Origin of the sequence: Peribacillus sp. NPDC096379, from assembly GCF_044762875.1 — a bacterium.
In the GTDB taxonomy this organism is placed as follows: Bacteria; Bacillota; Bacilli; order Bacillales; family DSM-1321; genus Peribacillus.
This window is the reverse complement of sequence record NZ_JBIWFD010000003.1, coordinates 399,500-414,952: the sequence shown is the minus strand read 5'-3', so window position 1 is coordinate 414,952 and position 15,453 is coordinate 399,500. Positions and strand designations below refer to the sequence as shown.

Annotated in this window: 13 protein-coding genes, 2 pseudogenes and 1 riboswitch; of the genes and pseudogenes, 9 read left to right on the top strand and 6 right to left on the bottom strand. The window is 35.2% G+C overall.

The features are described 5' to 3' along the window. A partial coding sequence (locus ACIQZI_RS16035) for a BclA C-terminal domain-containing protein (protein WP_483878422.1) occupies positions 1 to 799 on the top strand: 799 nt, incomplete at its 5' end. A 361-nt stretch (positions 800 to 1,160) separates the two neighbouring features. On the opposite strand, the gene ACIQZI_RS16030 is transcribed toward ACIQZI_RS16035, so the two are convergent. From ACIQZI_RS16030 to ACIQZI_RS16020, 3 genes and pseudogenes are all read right to left on the bottom strand, one after another. Beyond that, positions 1,161 to 1,472 (bottom strand): hypothetical protein, encoded by a 312-nt coding sequence (locus tag ACIQZI_RS16030; protein WP_403074636.1) that lies wholly within the window; start codon positions 1,470 to 1,472, stop codon positions 1,161 to 1,163. Next, positions 1,453 to 1,713 (bottom strand): annotated as a pseudogene (locus ACIQZI_RS16025) (S-Ena type endospore appendage); the annotation flags it as partial. The gene ACIQZI_RS16030 and the pseudogene ACIQZI_RS16025, both read right to left, overlap by 20 nt. Before the next feature lie 37 nt (positions 1,714 to 1,750). After that, complete coding sequence (locus ACIQZI_RS16020) at positions 1,751 to 1,897, bottom strand: hypothetical protein (RefSeq protein WP_403074634.1); 147 nt, start codon at positions 1,895 to 1,897, stop codon at positions 1,751 to 1,753. A 269-nt stretch (positions 1,898 to 2,166) separates the two neighbouring features. Here ACIQZI_RS16020 and ACIQZI_RS16015 point away from each other — a divergent pair, with 269 nt between their 5' ends. Next, positions 2,167 to 2,700 (top strand): thioredoxin domain-containing protein, encoded by a 534-nt coding sequence (locus ACIQZI_RS16015; RefSeq protein ID WP_403074632.1) that lies wholly within the window; start codon positions 2,167 to 2,169, stop codon positions 2,698 to 2,700. A 212-nt stretch (positions 2,701 to 2,912) separates the two neighbouring features. Here ACIQZI_RS16015 and ACIQZI_RS16010 read toward each other — a convergent pair whose 3' ends face one another. Next, positions 2,913 to 4,082, bottom strand: coding sequence for an MFS transporter (locus tag ACIQZI_RS16010; RefSeq protein WP_403074630.1), 1,170 nt, complete (start codon positions 4,080 to 4,082; stop codon positions 2,913 to 2,915). Positions 4,083 to 4,290: 208 nt separating this feature from the next. On the opposite strand from ACIQZI_RS16010, the gene ACIQZI_RS16005 reads away from it, so the two are divergent. Continuing rightward, the gene (locus ACIQZI_RS16005) at positions 4,291 to 4,845 is read left to right on the top strand and encodes a TetR/AcrR family transcriptional regulator (RefSeq protein ID WP_062184372.1); all 555 of its coding nucleotides are present in this window, start codon (positions 4,291 to 4,293) and stop codon (positions 4,843 to 4,845) included. A 268-nt stretch (positions 4,846 to 5,113) separates the two neighbouring features. On the opposite strand, the gene ACIQZI_RS16000 is transcribed toward ACIQZI_RS16005, so the two are convergent. Then, positions 5,114 to 5,596 (bottom strand): DUF2798 domain-containing protein, encoded by a 483-nt coding sequence (locus ACIQZI_RS16000; protein WP_403074627.1) that lies wholly within the window; start codon positions 5,594 to 5,596, stop codon positions 5,114 to 5,116. A 319-nt stretch (positions 5,597 to 5,915) separates the two neighbouring features. On the opposite strand from ACIQZI_RS16000, the pseudogene ACIQZI_RS15995 reads away from it, so the two are divergent. The 6 genes and pseudogenes from ACIQZI_RS15995 to ACIQZI_RS15970 all read left to right on the top strand — a co-directional run bounded on the left by ACIQZI_RS15995 (position 5,916) and on the right by ACIQZI_RS15970 (position 13,726). Next, positions 5,916 to 6,940, top strand: a pseudogene (locus ACIQZI_RS15995) (IS1595 family transposase). After that, a complete protein-coding gene (locus ACIQZI_RS15990) occupies positions 6,937 to 7,566 on the top strand; it encodes a class I SAM-dependent methyltransferase (protein WP_403074625.1) in 630 nt (209 codons plus the stop codon). Before ACIQZI_RS15995 ends, ACIQZI_RS15990 begins: the two are co-directional and overlap by 4 nt. Before the next feature lie 464 nt (positions 7,567 to 8,030). After that, positions 8,031 to 8,798, top strand: a complete 768-nt coding sequence (locus ACIQZI_RS15985) for a hypothetical protein (RefSeq protein ID WP_403074623.1) — start codon at positions 8,031 to 8,033, stop codon at positions 8,796 to 8,798. A 491-nt stretch (positions 8,799 to 9,289) separates the two neighbouring features. Further along, a complete protein-coding gene (locus ACIQZI_RS15980; protein ID WP_062184357.1) occupies positions 9,290 to 10,861 on the top strand; it encodes an APC family permease in 1,572 nt (523 codons plus the stop codon). Between the two features lie 25 nt (positions 10,862 to 10,886). Next, the gene (argH, locus tag ACIQZI_RS15975) at positions 10,887 to 12,206 is read left to right on the top strand and encodes an argininosuccinate lyase (protein WP_403074620.1); all 1,320 of its coding nucleotides are present in this window, start codon (positions 10,887 to 10,889) and stop codon (positions 12,204 to 12,206) included. Positions 12,207 to 12,559: 353 nt separating this feature from the next. Then, positions 12,560 to 12,663, top strand: a riboswitch (purine riboswitch). 181 nt (positions 12,664 to 12,844) lie between these two features. Further along, positions 12,845 to 13,726, top strand: coding sequence for a 5'-methylthioadenosine/S-adenosylhomocysteine nucleosidase (locus tag ACIQZI_RS15970; RefSeq protein ID WP_403074618.1), 882 nt, complete (start codon positions 12,845 to 12,847; stop codon positions 13,724 to 13,726). Positions 13,727 to 14,253: 527 nt separating this feature from the next. Here ACIQZI_RS15970 and ACIQZI_RS15965 read toward each other — a convergent pair. Then, entirely contained in the window at positions 14,254 to 15,402 is a 1,149-nt protein-coding gene (locus ACIQZI_RS15965) for a cation:proton antiporter (protein WP_403074616.1), read from the bottom strand. Positions 15,403 to 15,453: the final 51 nt, after the last annotated feature.

The window sequence follows — 15,453 nt, the reverse complement described above, 5'->3', positions numbered from 1 at the left end:
AGGAGTAACAGGGCCAACGGGAGCAACAGGAGTAACAGGGCCAACGGGAGTAACAGGGGGAACGGGAGCAACAGGGTCAACGGGAGCAACAGGAGCAACAGGGCCAACGGGAGCAACAGGGCCAACGGGAGCAACAGGAGTAACAGGGCCAACGGGAGTAACAGGGGGAACGGGAGCAACGGGAGCAACAGGAGCAACAGGGCCAACGGGAGCAACAGGGTCAACGGGAGCAACAGGAGTAACAGGGCCAACGGGAGTAACGGGAGTAACAGGGCCAACGGGAGTAACGGGAGCAACAGGGCCAACGGGAGTAACAGGGTCAACAGGAGTGACAGGGCCAACGGGAACAACAGGGTCAACGGGAGCAACAGGAGAAACAGGGCCAAGTGTGACAACTAACTCTATGTATGCGTCTAATACAATTGGAAGTACTATTGTATTACTGCTAGGGGGGACCAGCGTTCCGCTTCCTAATAACCAAAGCTTAGATGGGTTTACCGTCAATGGTGCTAACACTACTTTTACCGTTCCTGTGACAGGTCGCTATTACTTGACCTATCAAATAAATACAACAGTTGCACTACTTGCTGGTTCTAGACTGATCTTGAATGGTACTACGCCAATACCAGGTTCAATTGTATCCCCAGCGGTATCTACATCGAATTATAATAATGATGTGATTGTATCTTTAACAGCAGGCGATACCATTTTACTTCAGTTATTTGGTTTGATCGCGACTGTAATCTTAGTAGGGGGAGGAGCTACAGGCGCTGCTCTAACCATTATTCGTTTAAATTAAGGCTGGTTTTTCGTTATATTGGATTAATCAATCAACCTATAAATTGAGCCAAGATTACTTCCCAAAAACGCATATATCATGTATTCATCGACGGTTCTCAATGTTTGAATTGTCTATATGAGAAGGGATTTGGCTCTTTTATAGGTATAATCCTTTTTCTAGTTTTATCTTAGCGTTGTATTAGAAGAACATCTGTCTCCACTTTATCGTTTACAAGGGTGGACGATATTCGCTTCAACTACTACATTTGCATGACCTAACACTTTCACATGTTGCTGTAATTTAATTGAGAGGTCGATTACGTAATAAACATCTTCGTGTACGCTTGGCAAAAGAGTAGCGTGACAATAAGCTTTTTCAATTATACAGACAATTGTTGTACCAATTGGTGCACACAGGAAAAAACTTTCTTCAAATAAAAAAGGAATCGGCCCTGTATAACAGTTGTCATCATCATGTTTGATACAAACATATCCTTTTTTCTAAGATTCACTTTTTGAAGTAACATTGTTTTTCCACTTAGTAATATTACTTTTCTATTTGTTCTCCCCGATACACCCAAAACTTCTTCACATTCAATCACTTCATTGAAACAACGATTTGTTTCGTTTCCACATTGATCAATAAAAAAGCATTCAACTTTTTTATTCCCCTTAATATCCCTTTTTTTCATCTAAATATGTCACTTTTTTATTTATTACCATGTAAAACTTCCCCTTGATCCCTTGCTTCGAATCCGTTGTAATAGAAAGTGATTGAAGTTTTGCTATTGTAACACTTTTGGACCGACCATTAAGAATGGAAAAAAGGAATTTATCGTTAACAAAAACATTTATAACGCAATCATTCTTTGAATCATTTGAAATCCATATTGTGCTCGTAATATTGGAAGGGGAGGCATCTTCCCATAGTAAGGTAGGCTCTTGCTTACTATCTTACATGTAAAAATTTCTACATATTTCTTCTTTTATTATTTTTACTTTTTTTTATGAAAACAGGATTTTTAACCTGAATCGTTGAACAATGAACAAGCCAATCGAATACTTTTGTTAGATGGACACAATGGGTACCAGGGTAAGTTACTTGAATTTCAGACATGTAATCCCCCTTGTGCTATATATTTAATTTATGAATGTTTTCTGAATGGGTTTACGAACTGTTTAAAAAAGTCATTTTGTTTAATGTCAAAATGAAGAAACCATTAGAATGATTTTTTGTACACAAGGGAGTGAGGTGAAGTCATTAAAGTTTGAGCTAAAAAACTATAAAAAACGGAATATTCTATAAATTAATGTTGACAATTAAGGTATGAATTAATATAATTGTGGCAATATGAATTGAATGCGAATGGAAAGCGAGTGAGAGAAATGGCAAATCAAATTGAGAATACACAATTAAGCTTTGGACAGAAAGAGGCACCTGTAAAGGTTGAAGTGTTTTTGAATTTAACATGTCCTTATTGCGCTACATTTTATGGGATTGCGGAAGAGGTTTTAAAAGACTATTTAGCTAATGGACAAGTTGAATTTATTGTCAAACATTATGACAAGCCTAGAGAGATGCTGTTAAATGGAACGTTAATCAACTTATTCCTAGATTATGAGGATCCTTCGCGCGTAAAAGAAATTTTAAAGGAATTATTTGCAACACAAGGACAATGGGATCAATTGAACAATCAAGATATTAAGAAGCTATTAGCTGAAAAATATCAATTAAAAGAAGAACCACGAAATACCGAAATTAGCTTGAGTGTAACTGCAGAGGCCATCCGAAGAAATGTGAAAATGGTGCCTACAGTTTTTATCAACAATAAAGAATATCAATATCCTACAGAATTATCGGCAGATGAATTGAAAACGACAATCGAGGCGGCGCTAGAAAATAGCATACTCACTAGTTAATTACCTCGTATAAAATACTTAATTCAACAAAAAAATCAGACAAGAGAATTTGACTTTCTCCTGTCTGGTTTTTTATTTTACCTCTATACTCAATACCATATTGAATATACCATGGTACCTCATTTATGTTGAAATGAAATTGAAATTGCGAAGATTTCTAATAGCACAGCAGTTAACCTTAAAAAAGGATCATACACTGTTTTATTCATTCCTTAGCTAGCAAGTTGTTTTTTCGGACTATACATGTAGTTACTTAGTAAAATAGATGCTAAACTCAATATCAAGAATAGTAATCCCCCTAATACGATGTATTGTGTGCCCATACCTGATATAAATAATCCACCTACCGCAGTACCAATTGTTATCCCTAAATTACCGCCCGATAGAAACAATCCGTTCGCGAAATCAGGAGCATCTGGAGCCGCAGATGTAATCCAATATTGGCTAACTATGTGTCCTATAGCAAATAACATTCCCAATAACAAAATAGTTATCATCATAGGTCCAGTGGACTTCCCTGTTAGGAGTGATAATAGATAAACGATTCCTAATCCGATGGGTAAAGATATTACAGTTTTTGAGGCGTTTTTAGTAAGTAACTTTCCTCCTGCAAGGGTTCCAATCAGACTTGCCAAACCTAATAATAATAACACCAAACTTAATGTTTTCCCCGATATATTAGTAATGGTTTCAAGGTACACTGCAATGTAACTATTAACACTAGATATTGCAGAACCTATAAATATGATTGTAAGAATAGCTAACCAAGTACTTGACTTTTTTAATACGCTTAATTGAGTTCCATAAGAAACTCTTTCCTTAACAGGCATGGATGGTACAAATAGCAATGTAGATATGAATGCTATAGCGTTAACGATAGTAAAGAAAACAATAGCCATTTCTAAGGAAGTTTCACTAGCAATATAATTAGAGACTGGTATACCAAGTACCATACCTGCGGTCACACCCAACATTACTTTAGAAACAGCCTTTGGCGATTCTTCCTTACTAACCGAGGTAGCAGCTACTGTCAAAGCTAATGAACAATAAACTGGATGAAAAAAGGCTGGAATCGTACGAGCAATTAGTAAAATGGTAAAGTTTGAGGCAAATATTGAGATAATGTTCCCCAGAACGAAAACGCCAAGTACAAATAACATTACCTTCTTACGATTTATACCTGAAAACAATAACGGCAAAATGGGACCAGATATTGCAACAGCAAGTGCAAAGAGACTCACTAGCAGCCCTGCATTGGATACACTGATATGAAAGTGATCAGCAATTAAAGGTAATATACCGATAACCCCCATTTCAGTAGTTAAGATGCCGAAAACTCCTATGGTCAATATAAATATAAGCAAATTATTTCGTTTAGCCATAAAATTTTATCTCCTATCTTCATTTAATTTAACTAAATTAGATATCCTAAAAATATATTAATACACGTTGGTGCATTAAGTTACTTGTGTATATAATTATAAATAGACACAGGATGTTTGCAATTATCAAATAACTACGATTCGTGCATTAGTGCACAAATCGATTAAAATTGTGAATTACTTTAAAGAAAGTTTGGTGACCCTCATCATGTCTAAAGTGGATAGAAGAATACTCAAATCTCAAGAAGCTATAAAAAAAGCTGTTATTGAACTGATGTCTGAAAAAAAATTTGATGACATTACGATACAAGATATTTCCGATAGGGCAAATGTTAGCCGAAGAACCATTTATCTACATTACATGGATAAATATGATCTGCTAGATAAGCTCATTGAAGAACATATTAACGCTCTACGGGAAATCTGCGAACCGGAAACTGAAACGGATTCTATAGATGGAAGTGTGACTTGGTTCGATTACTTTGAAAGTAATTATTTATTCTTTTCGTCTATGTTAGCCAGTAAAGGTGCCCCTTTCTTTCGAAGCCGGTTCCTCGAGTTTGTCATCGAAGATATAAAGAACGTAAAGAATGGATGGAATATAACAGAAGGAAAAAATCGCGGTTTAAACGAAGATGTCATTCTTCAATTTTTTGGAACAGCTTACGTAGGGGAAGTGGAATGGTGGTTAAAGAATGGAATGCCTTATCCACCTCATGTCATGGAAGAACAAATAGGAATATTGTTTGAGAGGAATTTATAAGGTATCTTCCTATGAAAAATGTACACGTCAATTTAGAAGAAAGGGAGGGAATACCCAGAAGGTACCTAAACTAGAAATATGGTCTCATCCTATACAATAAATGCAATTTGGGAAGGATTTTAATTAAGCTGACGAGGCGGTTTTGTTGAATAACAGACAGCTATACCGATATTTGAATGATGCTTAAATAACTGGGAAAGACATTGAACCCCATTTTGGGAGTTCTACCTAGAACAAGCAAGCTACTAAAAAAGTAGCTTGCTTGTTTTTACACGTTTAATTTTGGCTTTGGTGTCGATGGTTTAATGTATTTAACTAATAGCCTACGTGAGATTGGTCCAACAATTAATAACTGAGAAGGAAGCGCCACGATAAAGTTTAGACCAACTGTTTTAAGGTAAGCCGTGAAAATTGAACCTTCAATTCCTGTCATTACCGCCATTAAAATAAGTCCGTATACTGACATAATAAGAACCATCATAGGTACCATACAAAAAGCAAGCGCCAGAATAAAGTTGATTTCTTTTGATTTATCATAAGGTAGTGATAATGCAATTTTACGCGCTTGTGGTTCAACGATTGACTCTGCAATAAAAGCGACGATAAATGTTATGACAAATTGAATTACTGCACTCCCTACTGTATACGATGAAAATCCGTGTAAAGCTGTGTTGTAAATGGACATAATAAGAACCATTCCAAAACACATAAATAGTCCGAAAATCATGCCTTCTTTTTTATTACTAGGCAAATATAAACATCCTTTCGTAAAGAGAATAAGTGCTAATTATATATGCCTAGATTTTTTTACATAAGTGACGATTCTGTGAACTTTTTTAGATAATGTTAAATTATCCTGTTGTTTTGACGTGAAAAATAGAGCTGCAGATAGAAGACCTGTTTACGAGATTGATGATTTTCTTACATCAGCGAAGGAGGATAACGAATGATCCGATGGGGAGAAGAAGCCATTATTGAGAAGGTGTGAAGTTTCTTTTTGGATGAAACTAATAGGCTATGTTTTAAATCAATGTTGAAATTTGATATACTTTCGTGAATATGCGAAAACTTTGCTATATTCAATAGAACAAATAAAAAGATTACCGTTACACTAACAACAGCATATATATTCTTTTTTAGAGGAAGTGCCTATGTTGGGCTCACAAGTAAGTCAAATTACACAGGAAGTTAAAGAATTTGTATTTGCCAAGGGGAAAGTCTGCCCTCATTGCGGTGCTGAAACTATATCAAGAAACGGAAAATAAAATGGTAAACAACGATATATATGTAAGTCATGCAGAGAGAGCTTTACTGACTTTACTACTTACAAGAGTAAGGAAACGTTAGATCAATGGCTTAAATATGCGAAGTGTATGATAAATGGTTAGTCCATTAGGAAAAGTGCCCAAATCGTTGGCATTACACATAGTAACAAATTTCTTTTGGAGGCATAAAATCCTCGACTGCATAAGACTATTTTTTTGGATAGGCTCTGTTGAAGGTGTTATTGAGGCTGCTGAAGTATTTTTTGCTGAAAGTTTTAAAGATACAAATCTTCTGAAAGGCCAAGAAAATCTCGTAAAAGAGGTAAGTAGGTTAAAAAAAGAGGTATATCAAACGAACAAGTATATATAGCAACTGCTATTGATGGGCAAGGTAATTTAATCAGGGAACTACTATGTAAGGGAAGAAAGACACATCAAGAATTAGAAAGGCTCTATGATGGGGTCGTATAGGGGATAACTCTATCCTTTGCACGGATAGTCATAAGAGGTATGTTCAGTTTGCCCATGATTTTTCATTAGACCATCAGTGTGTAAAAAGAGGAAAACATAAAGAAGGAATATACCATATTCAACACATAAATGCTGTTCACAGCAAATTAAAGAAGTGGATGAATAGGTTTAATGGTGTTGCAACTAAATATATCAGTAACTATATGTACTGGTTCAAATGGCTTGAACTATTTGAAAATGATAAGGAAGCAATAAAGGTAAAGAACTTTATGGTTCAATGTAATGTAGCCTATGCTTATATAAACACAGCAGAATTTAAAGAAAGAGAGCTAATATTTGTAAAGGAGATTGAGATATGACAGAAATCTGGGAATCAAGTTTTATAGAGAATCAAACGATGTGGGGATTTGAACCTTCAGACTCCGGGATCTTGACAAAGGACTTTTTCCTTGAAAAGAGAGTTAAGGATATATTGATTCCTGGTATTGGATATGGTAGAAATGCAAAGGTTTTTATTGACAACGGAATAAATGTAACAGGTATCGAGATTTCAAAAACAGCGATTGAATTGGCAAGGCAAAATGGACTTAATATGAGTATTTTTCATGGCTCAGTAACCGATATGCCTTTTGATAACAAACTTTATGATGGTATATTTTGTTATGCACTTATTCACTTATTGAATAATCGTGAGAGAGATAAGTTTATTAAAGATTGCTATAATCAGTTAAAGCCAAACGGATATATGATTTTTACTACTATTTCAAAAGAAGCCCCCATGTTTGGAAAGGGCAAACAACTGGGGAAAGACTATTTCGAGATAATGGAAGGGATAAAAATGTTTTTCTATGATTCTGACTCGATAAAACAAGAATTTGGAAAATATGGACTGATAGAATTCTCGGAAATTGTTGAGCCACATAAGAATATGGAAAATAAACCCCCATTTAAATTTATAATGGTAAAATGCCAAAAAGAACTATAATTATAATTGCATAAAAAATCAAAAATAGTGAATTGTTAATTGATAAGGCTTATGTGTAACCTATTCCTTCAAGTGCTTACGCATTATTCTTAAAAGTCGCTTAATTTTCAACACTATTTTAAAACAGAGCCAAATAATAAAAAAATTTGCCTAAAGTGGTACGAGAATGTATGCAAATGGTTGAACAAGAAGCGTTAAAATTTTAGGATGAGGAAACGTCTATATAAAGATCGTCTCTTTAGTTTTGTTAGGATGAATTTTAAAAAAGGAATAACTGAAGTCAACATACGAATGGTTGGCTTTTTGTTATGCATTCAGAAGGTGCTATGAATCAAAGTCATTGGGCTAATAAAATGGTAATATAGGATAAAAAAGGAGTTTATCTAAATAAAGGAATGTTTGAAGGGAACTTCCTTTTTATTACTTGTCATCATTGATAGATTTAGCATAATGGGAGGGGTTGTATGGCAGCTGAAAGTCTGATTAAGAGGAAATTAACAGCCACATTTGTCACGACAATGATTCCATCTATGATCTTAGCATATTTATATATGGCAGATAGTGTTAAGTCGGAATATCCTTATGGTTTAGGAGGAAGTTTTTTAGGCTGGCTATCGATATATAGTATGTATATAGGCATAATTGTCTTAATTTATGGAAATCTGGTTTCTGTTGGGTTAGAATATCTGCAAAAAAAGTGGTTTGTGAAACACATATGGCTTTACGTTTTGCTTCATGGCTTTTTTGGTTTAGCAAATGGTTGGCTTTTTCAGGAATCTACATTGGCGTTATCCGGAATGATAGTTGCTTTGTTTTATGCTTTAATCGATAGATGGCTATTTGTCAGAGCTAAGGTTCAAAAGAGTTTTAAGATGTTTTTTCTTGTTCCATTCGTAATTTGTGGTTTGCTTTGGGGCTATTTTCAGATCATGTCTGAACCTTTACCGCCCTTTACAGTAGAAGACGCTGTTGAATTTGTCACTGATGGTGATGGGACTGTTACAGATAATTTCCCTAAGAATGTTGGCAAATGGGAAGGGCAGATTGATGGTTACTATGTTGAGAAAGAAACAGCTGCAAAAGAAATAGGAAAAGAAAAATATCTCATTACTTTTACTGAAAGATGGAATAAAGGAAAGGTAAAGGGTTTCTCGTCTTTTTCTTACGAGGTAGAACGTGGATCTTTAACCGCATCTAGTAGTGAAGGGGAGGAACCTCCGTACTATAAATGAGACTCAACTAGTTAAACAATAAAAAATCAGAAGGGTTACAAATTCGGTTGTACCGATTGTAACCCTGTTTCTATTGAAAATATATGTTTCGCCATTACTACGATAAAAGAAAAATTGAAGTACTATTAAAAAATTCTATTCTACAAAAGGTTATCTTTGATTCTCTGTTTAAGAAATAGGGAAATATATTGGTTTTAAGAAATACACTGAGAAGAACTAATAAGACATAACTGAAAACCATTTAAAGTAGAAATAGCCTTGATAAATCTATTGATGAATATGAGGGGAAATATTGGTCTTAATTCATTTATAGGAAGATTCGACAACCAGTTTATATCGTGTACTATAAGAATTGTTATATTTTTGAATTTACAATTAATTAATAGGTAATTCTAAATACTGAAAAAATTAATATTGAGAAGATTATCACAAAACTATCATGCTATAATAAAGAGCTTTTATTTATAGAATATTAAGAAAGAGGGAATTTTATGAATCAAGAACAATATTTGAAAAAGAGAATGGGTTTTTGGTCACTAACTGCCTTATCTCTTGGCGGGATTATTGGATCAAGCTGGCTTTTCGGTCCGTGGGCAGCGGCAAAATTAGCTGGTCCCGCGGCTATTATGTCCTGGGCACTCGGTGCAATTGCGATTACACTCATAGCACTTATTTATGCTGAGTTAGGGAGAGTTAAGCCTGAAACAGGTGGTTTAGGTCGTTATCCCCTTTATTCTAATGGAAAAATGCTTGCTACAGTGACTAGTTATTCGATCTGGCTAGGCTATTGTGCTACTGCACCTGTAGAATCAGCAGGAGTTATTCAATATGCTAATCAGTTCTGGCCAGGATTGTATGATCTAACAAAGGAGCAACTTACTACATCGGGCATTTTAGCCTCTACCATTTTGATGGTATTCTTTGTTGTTTTTAACTATTTTGGAGTAAAATTATTTGCGATTACGAATACAGTTATTACGACGATTAAATTTATAGTACCGGTTCTAACGATCATCGCTTTCTTTATGACAGGTTTTCATGCAGAGAACTTTACAAGTCAAGGGTTTGCTCCTTATGGTTATGGTGCTGGATTAAGCGCGATATTAACTAGTGGGATCTTTTTTGCCTATACAGGATTTGGTAATGTGGTGATGATGAGTGGTGAAGTCGTGAACCCTAGACGTAATATTCCACTAGCTTTGATCACGTCTCTTGTAGTTGCTGCCATCTTATATGTATTACTTCAAATTGTTTTTATTGGAGCCGTTCCGCCAGATATGCTAGCAAACGGTTGGAGTGGAATTAAGTTTGATTCTCCATTTGCGAATCTAGCCCTTATGGCAAATATGGTTTGGTTATCATGGATTATTACGGCTGACGCTATGATTTCCCCAACAGGTTCAGCGTTGACTTATACAGCAGGAACTTCAAGACATGTGTTTGGAATGGCGAAGAGCGGATTTTTACCCTCGTTCTTCGGAACAATTAACAAACGATTTGGCGTCCCAACTCGTGCACTTGCGCTCAATTTCGTTATCGGATTGCTATTCTTATTCCCATTAAAAAGTTGGACTGCAATTGTTGCTATTGTAGGAGCAATTGGTATTTTTAAATATGCTTCAGCATGTGTAACTGTCATGGTTTTCCGTAAGGTTGGTTTGACACAAGACAAAGGTCTCCCAGGTATGCACATTATTGCCCCAGCAGCTTTTGTTTTTGCTACATTGCTTATTTATTGGACAAACTGGAGTAGGGTACAACTTGCAATTACAGGGTTAATTTTAGGAATTGGCGCTTATTTAGTAGTCCATTTTATTAATAAACATAAATCTATTGAAATCTTAGGTGGTATATATCTTGTTGTTTATATATTATTGCTTGTATTGATGTCCTATTTAGGGAATTTTGGTGGTAATAATATTGTTCCTGAGCCATTTATGTCTATTGTTGCGGCAATACTTGGATTTATCTTTTACAACTTTGCCGTTTATAACGGTGTTTGGTATATGCGTAAAAAAGGGAATATTGAAGAATTAAAAGAAAGTGTATCTAATTTAAAGTAATATTTTTTTAAAAGGAGAACTTGATATGAAGCTTTGGGGCGGACGTTTTAGAAAAGAAGAAAATAAATTGATGGAAGACTTTAATAGCTCACTTAAGGTCGATAAAAGGCTTTATGCTGAAGATATTAAGGGAAGCATCGCCCACGTCAATATGTTAGTGCAATGTGATTTACTCACAAAGAGAGAAGGAGAAGATATTGTAAAAACTCTTCTTTCCATTTTAGAGGATATTGAAAACGGAACTTTACTTATCGAAGGAAGTTTTGAAGATATCCACAGTTTTGTTGAAGCGCATTTGACTGAGCGAATTGGTGAAACAGGAAAAAAACTTCACACTGCACGTAGCAGAAATGACCAGGTAGCTACAGATATGAGACTTTACGCTAAAAATAAAGCGTTAGAAGTTATTGAGTATATTGAGGATTTACAAAATAGTCTTGAACAAAAAGCAAAAGAAAATAATGTGATTATGCCAGGCTACACTCATCTTCAACGTGCTCAAGTGATCACGTTTCAACACCATTTAATGGCATACTATAATATGCTCGATCGCGATAGAAAAAGAGTTCTTAAAGCAATTGATATTATGAACGAAAGTCCACTTGGTTGTGGGGCTCTGGCAGGAACGACTCATCATATAAACCGAGAAATGACAGCAGAAGAGTTGGGGTTCTCTAAACCAGTAGATAATTTCCTGGACGGAGTAAGTGATCGAGATTATCTTTTAGAATTAATGTCTGATTTTTCGATTATTATGATGCACTTAAGCAGATTAAGTGAAGAATTAATTTTATGGAGCAGCCAAGAGTTTAAATTTATAACGATCGATGACGCATACTCTACAGGTAGCAGTATCATGCCTCAAAAGAAAAATCCTGATGCAGCTGAACTGATTAGAGGGAAAACAGGGCGAGTATATGGCTCACTTACTTCGTTATTAACCACTATGAAAGGCTTGCCTTTGGCATATAATAAAGATATGCAAGAAGATAAAGAACCTTTCTTTGATTCATTGGATACGGTATTATCTTGTTTAAACATCATGTCTCATATGATTTCTACGATGAAAGTGAATAGTGAAAATATGAAAAAAGCCGTGAAAGAGGGCTTCCTCAATGCAACAGAGGTTGCTGACTATTTAGTTAGCAAAGGAGTTGCTTTCAGAGATGCACACAGTATTGTTGGCTCGATTGTCATTTATTGTGAAGATCATCATAAAGCGATTGAAGATTTAACGTTAGAAGAATTGAAAAGCTTATCTCCAATGATTGAAGATGATCTATATGAATACATTGATTATCAAAATATATTAAGTAAAGGGATTAAAGTCGCTTTATTAAAATAAAGTGAAACTTCCATCAGTGAGGTTTTACAGCCTGTTAAACCGGGATAAATTCGGTTCTGGTTCAAATAAATTTATGGCTAGAAAACCAAATAGTTGATGTATGCTTTATTGGATTTAGGACAAATTTCTCCCTTTGGAGAGTTTGTCCTTTTTTCATTCTATGCTTTTCTTTAAGTAAAGGTGATAAAATAAGTGGAATAGTATTAATCGTTAAGGATGATTTATTTTTTCCTAATAATGATCCCCTTTTTTCTCTGTTTTCCACAAAAAAAGCGAACATTAAGTTGTTTTACAAGAAGAATATTCATGTTTTTATTGAATGTCTATTATAAATTTGCTATATTAAAAAAGCGATAATCTTAAATATCATTACTCGTATATACTCGGTAATATGGTCTGAGCGTTTCTACCTGGTTCCCAATGAAAGAACTGGACTACGAGTTAAAGTATTCGGCTGTTCGGCTTTTTGGCCGCTGCCATTTTATGATTCAGCAAAAACATTATTTTTTGCTGAATTATCTATACTTTGACTTTGTAGGTCTAGAAGGTAGAAATCAATCTACATTTTCTAGACCTTTTTCTTTGGACCAAATCTTCCAATGTAACAAATACAACAAGAGAAAAAGGAGAGATTATTTATGAAAAACAAAAGGTTACCAAAATACGCTTTATTAGTAACAATTACTGTACTGTTATTATCAATACTAGCAGCATGTAATTCAGCTCCACAAAATGAAGCTGGACAAAAAAATACTCAACAGCCTATTATCGTTCAAGGTCCAATGCCAATAGAAGCTGAAAATTTTGCAAAAAGGCTAGAAAATGTTAAAGAGGAAAAATCAGGAACTTTTGTATTTTACAAAGGAACACTGGACAATTATCCTGTCATCGTTGCTAAAACAGGTAAAGGAATGGAAAATACAGCAGCTGCTACAGCAGTGGCCGTTGAAAGATATAACCCTATAGCAATAATCAATCAAGGAACATCTGGCGGACATGATCCGAATTTAAACGTATTTGATATTGTTTTAGGAAAAAGAGTTACAAACATAGGTGCATTAAAAACTGAAAACATGAATGAAAACCAAGGAATTGATCCAACTAAATGGATACCTATGGATTTAATGGCTTCTGAAGGAAGTGCAGGAGAGGATCCTAATGCTGAAAAAATCCGGTACTATGAGGGAGACAAGGATTTACTCGCAGCTGCTAATGCAGTAAAAGATAAATACACTAAGGGTAAGGTTGTCGAGGGTACTATAGGTTCAGCAGACGTTTGGAATAATGAAGTTGACCGAATTAAATGGTTCCATACTAAGTATGGTACATCTGTAGAAGAAATGGAAGGTGCCGCAGCAGCGCAAATGGCCCAAGCTTATGATGTAGCATTCTTGGGTATTAGAGTATTGTCTAATAATAAAACCAATGGTGGTAAATACAACCCAGATACAGCATCAGCAAATCAAGAATATGTTTATGAAGTAGTTAAAAAATATATAACTACGTTGTCAAGCAAATAATATAGAAAAACAGATTAGCACCAGTTCCATTTTCAACTAAAACATAATTGATTCCCATCTCTTATCTCAGGTTCGGCTGCCTGTAGGTAAAAAAAGTGCCTCCATTTTCGAAGGCTTTAGTTCCACAAGGAATTAAACAACTTTATTATCGGTTTTAATTTCAGAAGTAAAGTTGAACTTAATCTTTTTAAAGAACTTTAAAAGGAGATACTACAATTTAAGTAGTATCTCCTTTACGTATTTATAAGTGAATTTTAATGATTTTATTATTCTTATTCAGGCGTTACTTACAAAACCAATTTAAATAGAAAGAATTGGACAAGTACATCAAGTAATAGCATTAAACACGACTTCATGCGAAATTAAACGGCCTGTCCCTAATTAAGTTTAGGGAACTGGCGACCTTATTAGAGCTTCTTCGATGTCACATATTAGCAGGTCAGCTCAGATTCTCAAAATTCTTTTTAGCTGTTAATTGTAGTGGAAAGTCGTAGCTGATTATGTGAATAATCGTCGTTAATCTTTAGTTAAGCAGCAGTTTTCGTTTGCTTCTTTGATGTGAAAAACCACTTCATCATCGGTGGCGTAACGATGGTTGTTACAAGAATGACTACAACGAGAACGGCGAATAAATCTTCGTTAAGTAGTTTGGATTCTAGACCGATTGCAGCTAAGATTAAAGCGACCTCACCACGAGACACCATCGCAGCTCCAATCCCGAGCGAGCTATTCCAACCAAATCCTGATAATTTAGCACCGATAGCTGCACCAACTAATTTTGTTAGAATAGCTACTATACTTAATACAACAATCAGACCTAAATGATTCATAATCCCAGAAAATTGTGCGGTAATTCCGATTGAGGCAAAGAATACTGGAACAAAGATCGAATAACCAATGGTTTCAACCTTTTCAAAAACTTCATGTTTAAAGCTTGTTACACTAATAGCCACACCAGCTATATAAGCTCCGATTATCGCTGCTACCCCTGTATATTCTGCTAGGTAGGCATAAACAAAACAAATAATTAGAGCGGCAGAAATAACCGTTTCCGTCACTTTTAAGGAAGCGAATTTTTCCAAGAACCATGGAACTACTTTCCAAGCAACAAGAATGGCGCCTGCAAAAAATAATACTTTCTTTAAAATAACGATGGATAGATCGACTTCGCCACCAGCAAAACTCATTAAGAAAGCCAAAGCGATAATGACGACCACATCATCAATCACGGCTGCACCTAAAATGGCAGTTCCTTCAGGAGTTTTTAATTGCTTCATCTCTTTTAGTGCTTGAACAGAGATACTCACACTAGTAGCAGAAAGCAATAGACCTAGAAACAATGATTGAAAAGAAGTAAGATCCATCATCATTCCTGCAAAATACCCTACAGCAAGCGGAACAATGATTCCACCAAAACCTACAAAAGTAGACGCTTTTCCAGTTCGTTTAAATTCGTCAAGATCGGTTTCTAAACCTGCTATAAACATTAACAAGATCACACCGATTTGACTAAATGCTGCTAATGTTTCAGTCTCAGTAACTAGCCCTAACACGGATGGACCTAGTACAATACCTATTAGGAGTTTACCTAACACGGAAGGTTGCCCTAATCTTACACTTATATGTCCGGCAATCTTGGCTGCAACTAAAATAATCGCTAATTGAAGTATTAACATCTTCATCCCCCTTTTTTATCTGAAAAATACAAAAAAAGCCTGTTACCAAAG

Coding starts and splice junctions, on each gene's coding strand:
- ACIQZI_RS16030 (WP_403074636.1), bottom strand. CDS start 1,472: ATGAAAAAAAGGGATATTAAGGGGAATAAAAAAGTTGAATGCTTTTTT.
- ACIQZI_RS16020 (WP_403074634.1), bottom strand. CDS start 1,897: ATGTCTGAAATTCAAGTAACTTACCCTGGTACCCATTGTGTCCATCTA.
- ACIQZI_RS16015 (WP_403074632.1), top strand. CDS start 2,167: ATGGCAAATCAAATTGAGAATACACAATTAAGCTTTGGACAGAAAGAG.
- ACIQZI_RS16010 (WP_403074630.1), bottom strand. CDS start 4,082: ATGGCTAAACGAAATAATTTGCTTATATTTATATTGACCATAGGAGTT.
- ACIQZI_RS16005 (WP_062184372.1), top strand. CDS start 4,291: ATGTCTAAAGTGGATAGAAGAATACTCAAATCTCAAGAAGCTATAAAA.
- ACIQZI_RS15990 (WP_403074625.1), top strand. CDS start 6,937: ATGACAGAAATCTGGGAATCAAGTTTTATAGAGAATCAAACGATGTGG.
- ACIQZI_RS15985 (WP_403074623.1), top strand. CDS start 8,031: ATGGCAGCTGAAAGTCTGATTAAGAGGAAATTAACAGCCACATTTGTC.
- ACIQZI_RS15980 (WP_062184357.1), top strand. CDS start 9,290: ATGAATCAAGAACAATATTTGAAAAAGAGAATGGGTTTTTGGTCACTA.
- argH (WP_403074620.1), top strand. CDS start 10,887: ATGAAGCTTTGGGGCGGACGTTTTAGAAAAGAAGAAAATAAATTGATG.
- ACIQZI_RS15970 (WP_403074618.1), top strand. CDS start 12,845: ATGAAAAACAAAAGGTTACCAAAATACGCTTTATTAGTAACAATTACT.
- ACIQZI_RS15965 (WP_403074616.1), bottom strand. CDS start 15,402: ATGTTAATACTTCAATTAGCGATTATTTTAGTTGCAGCCAAGATTGCC.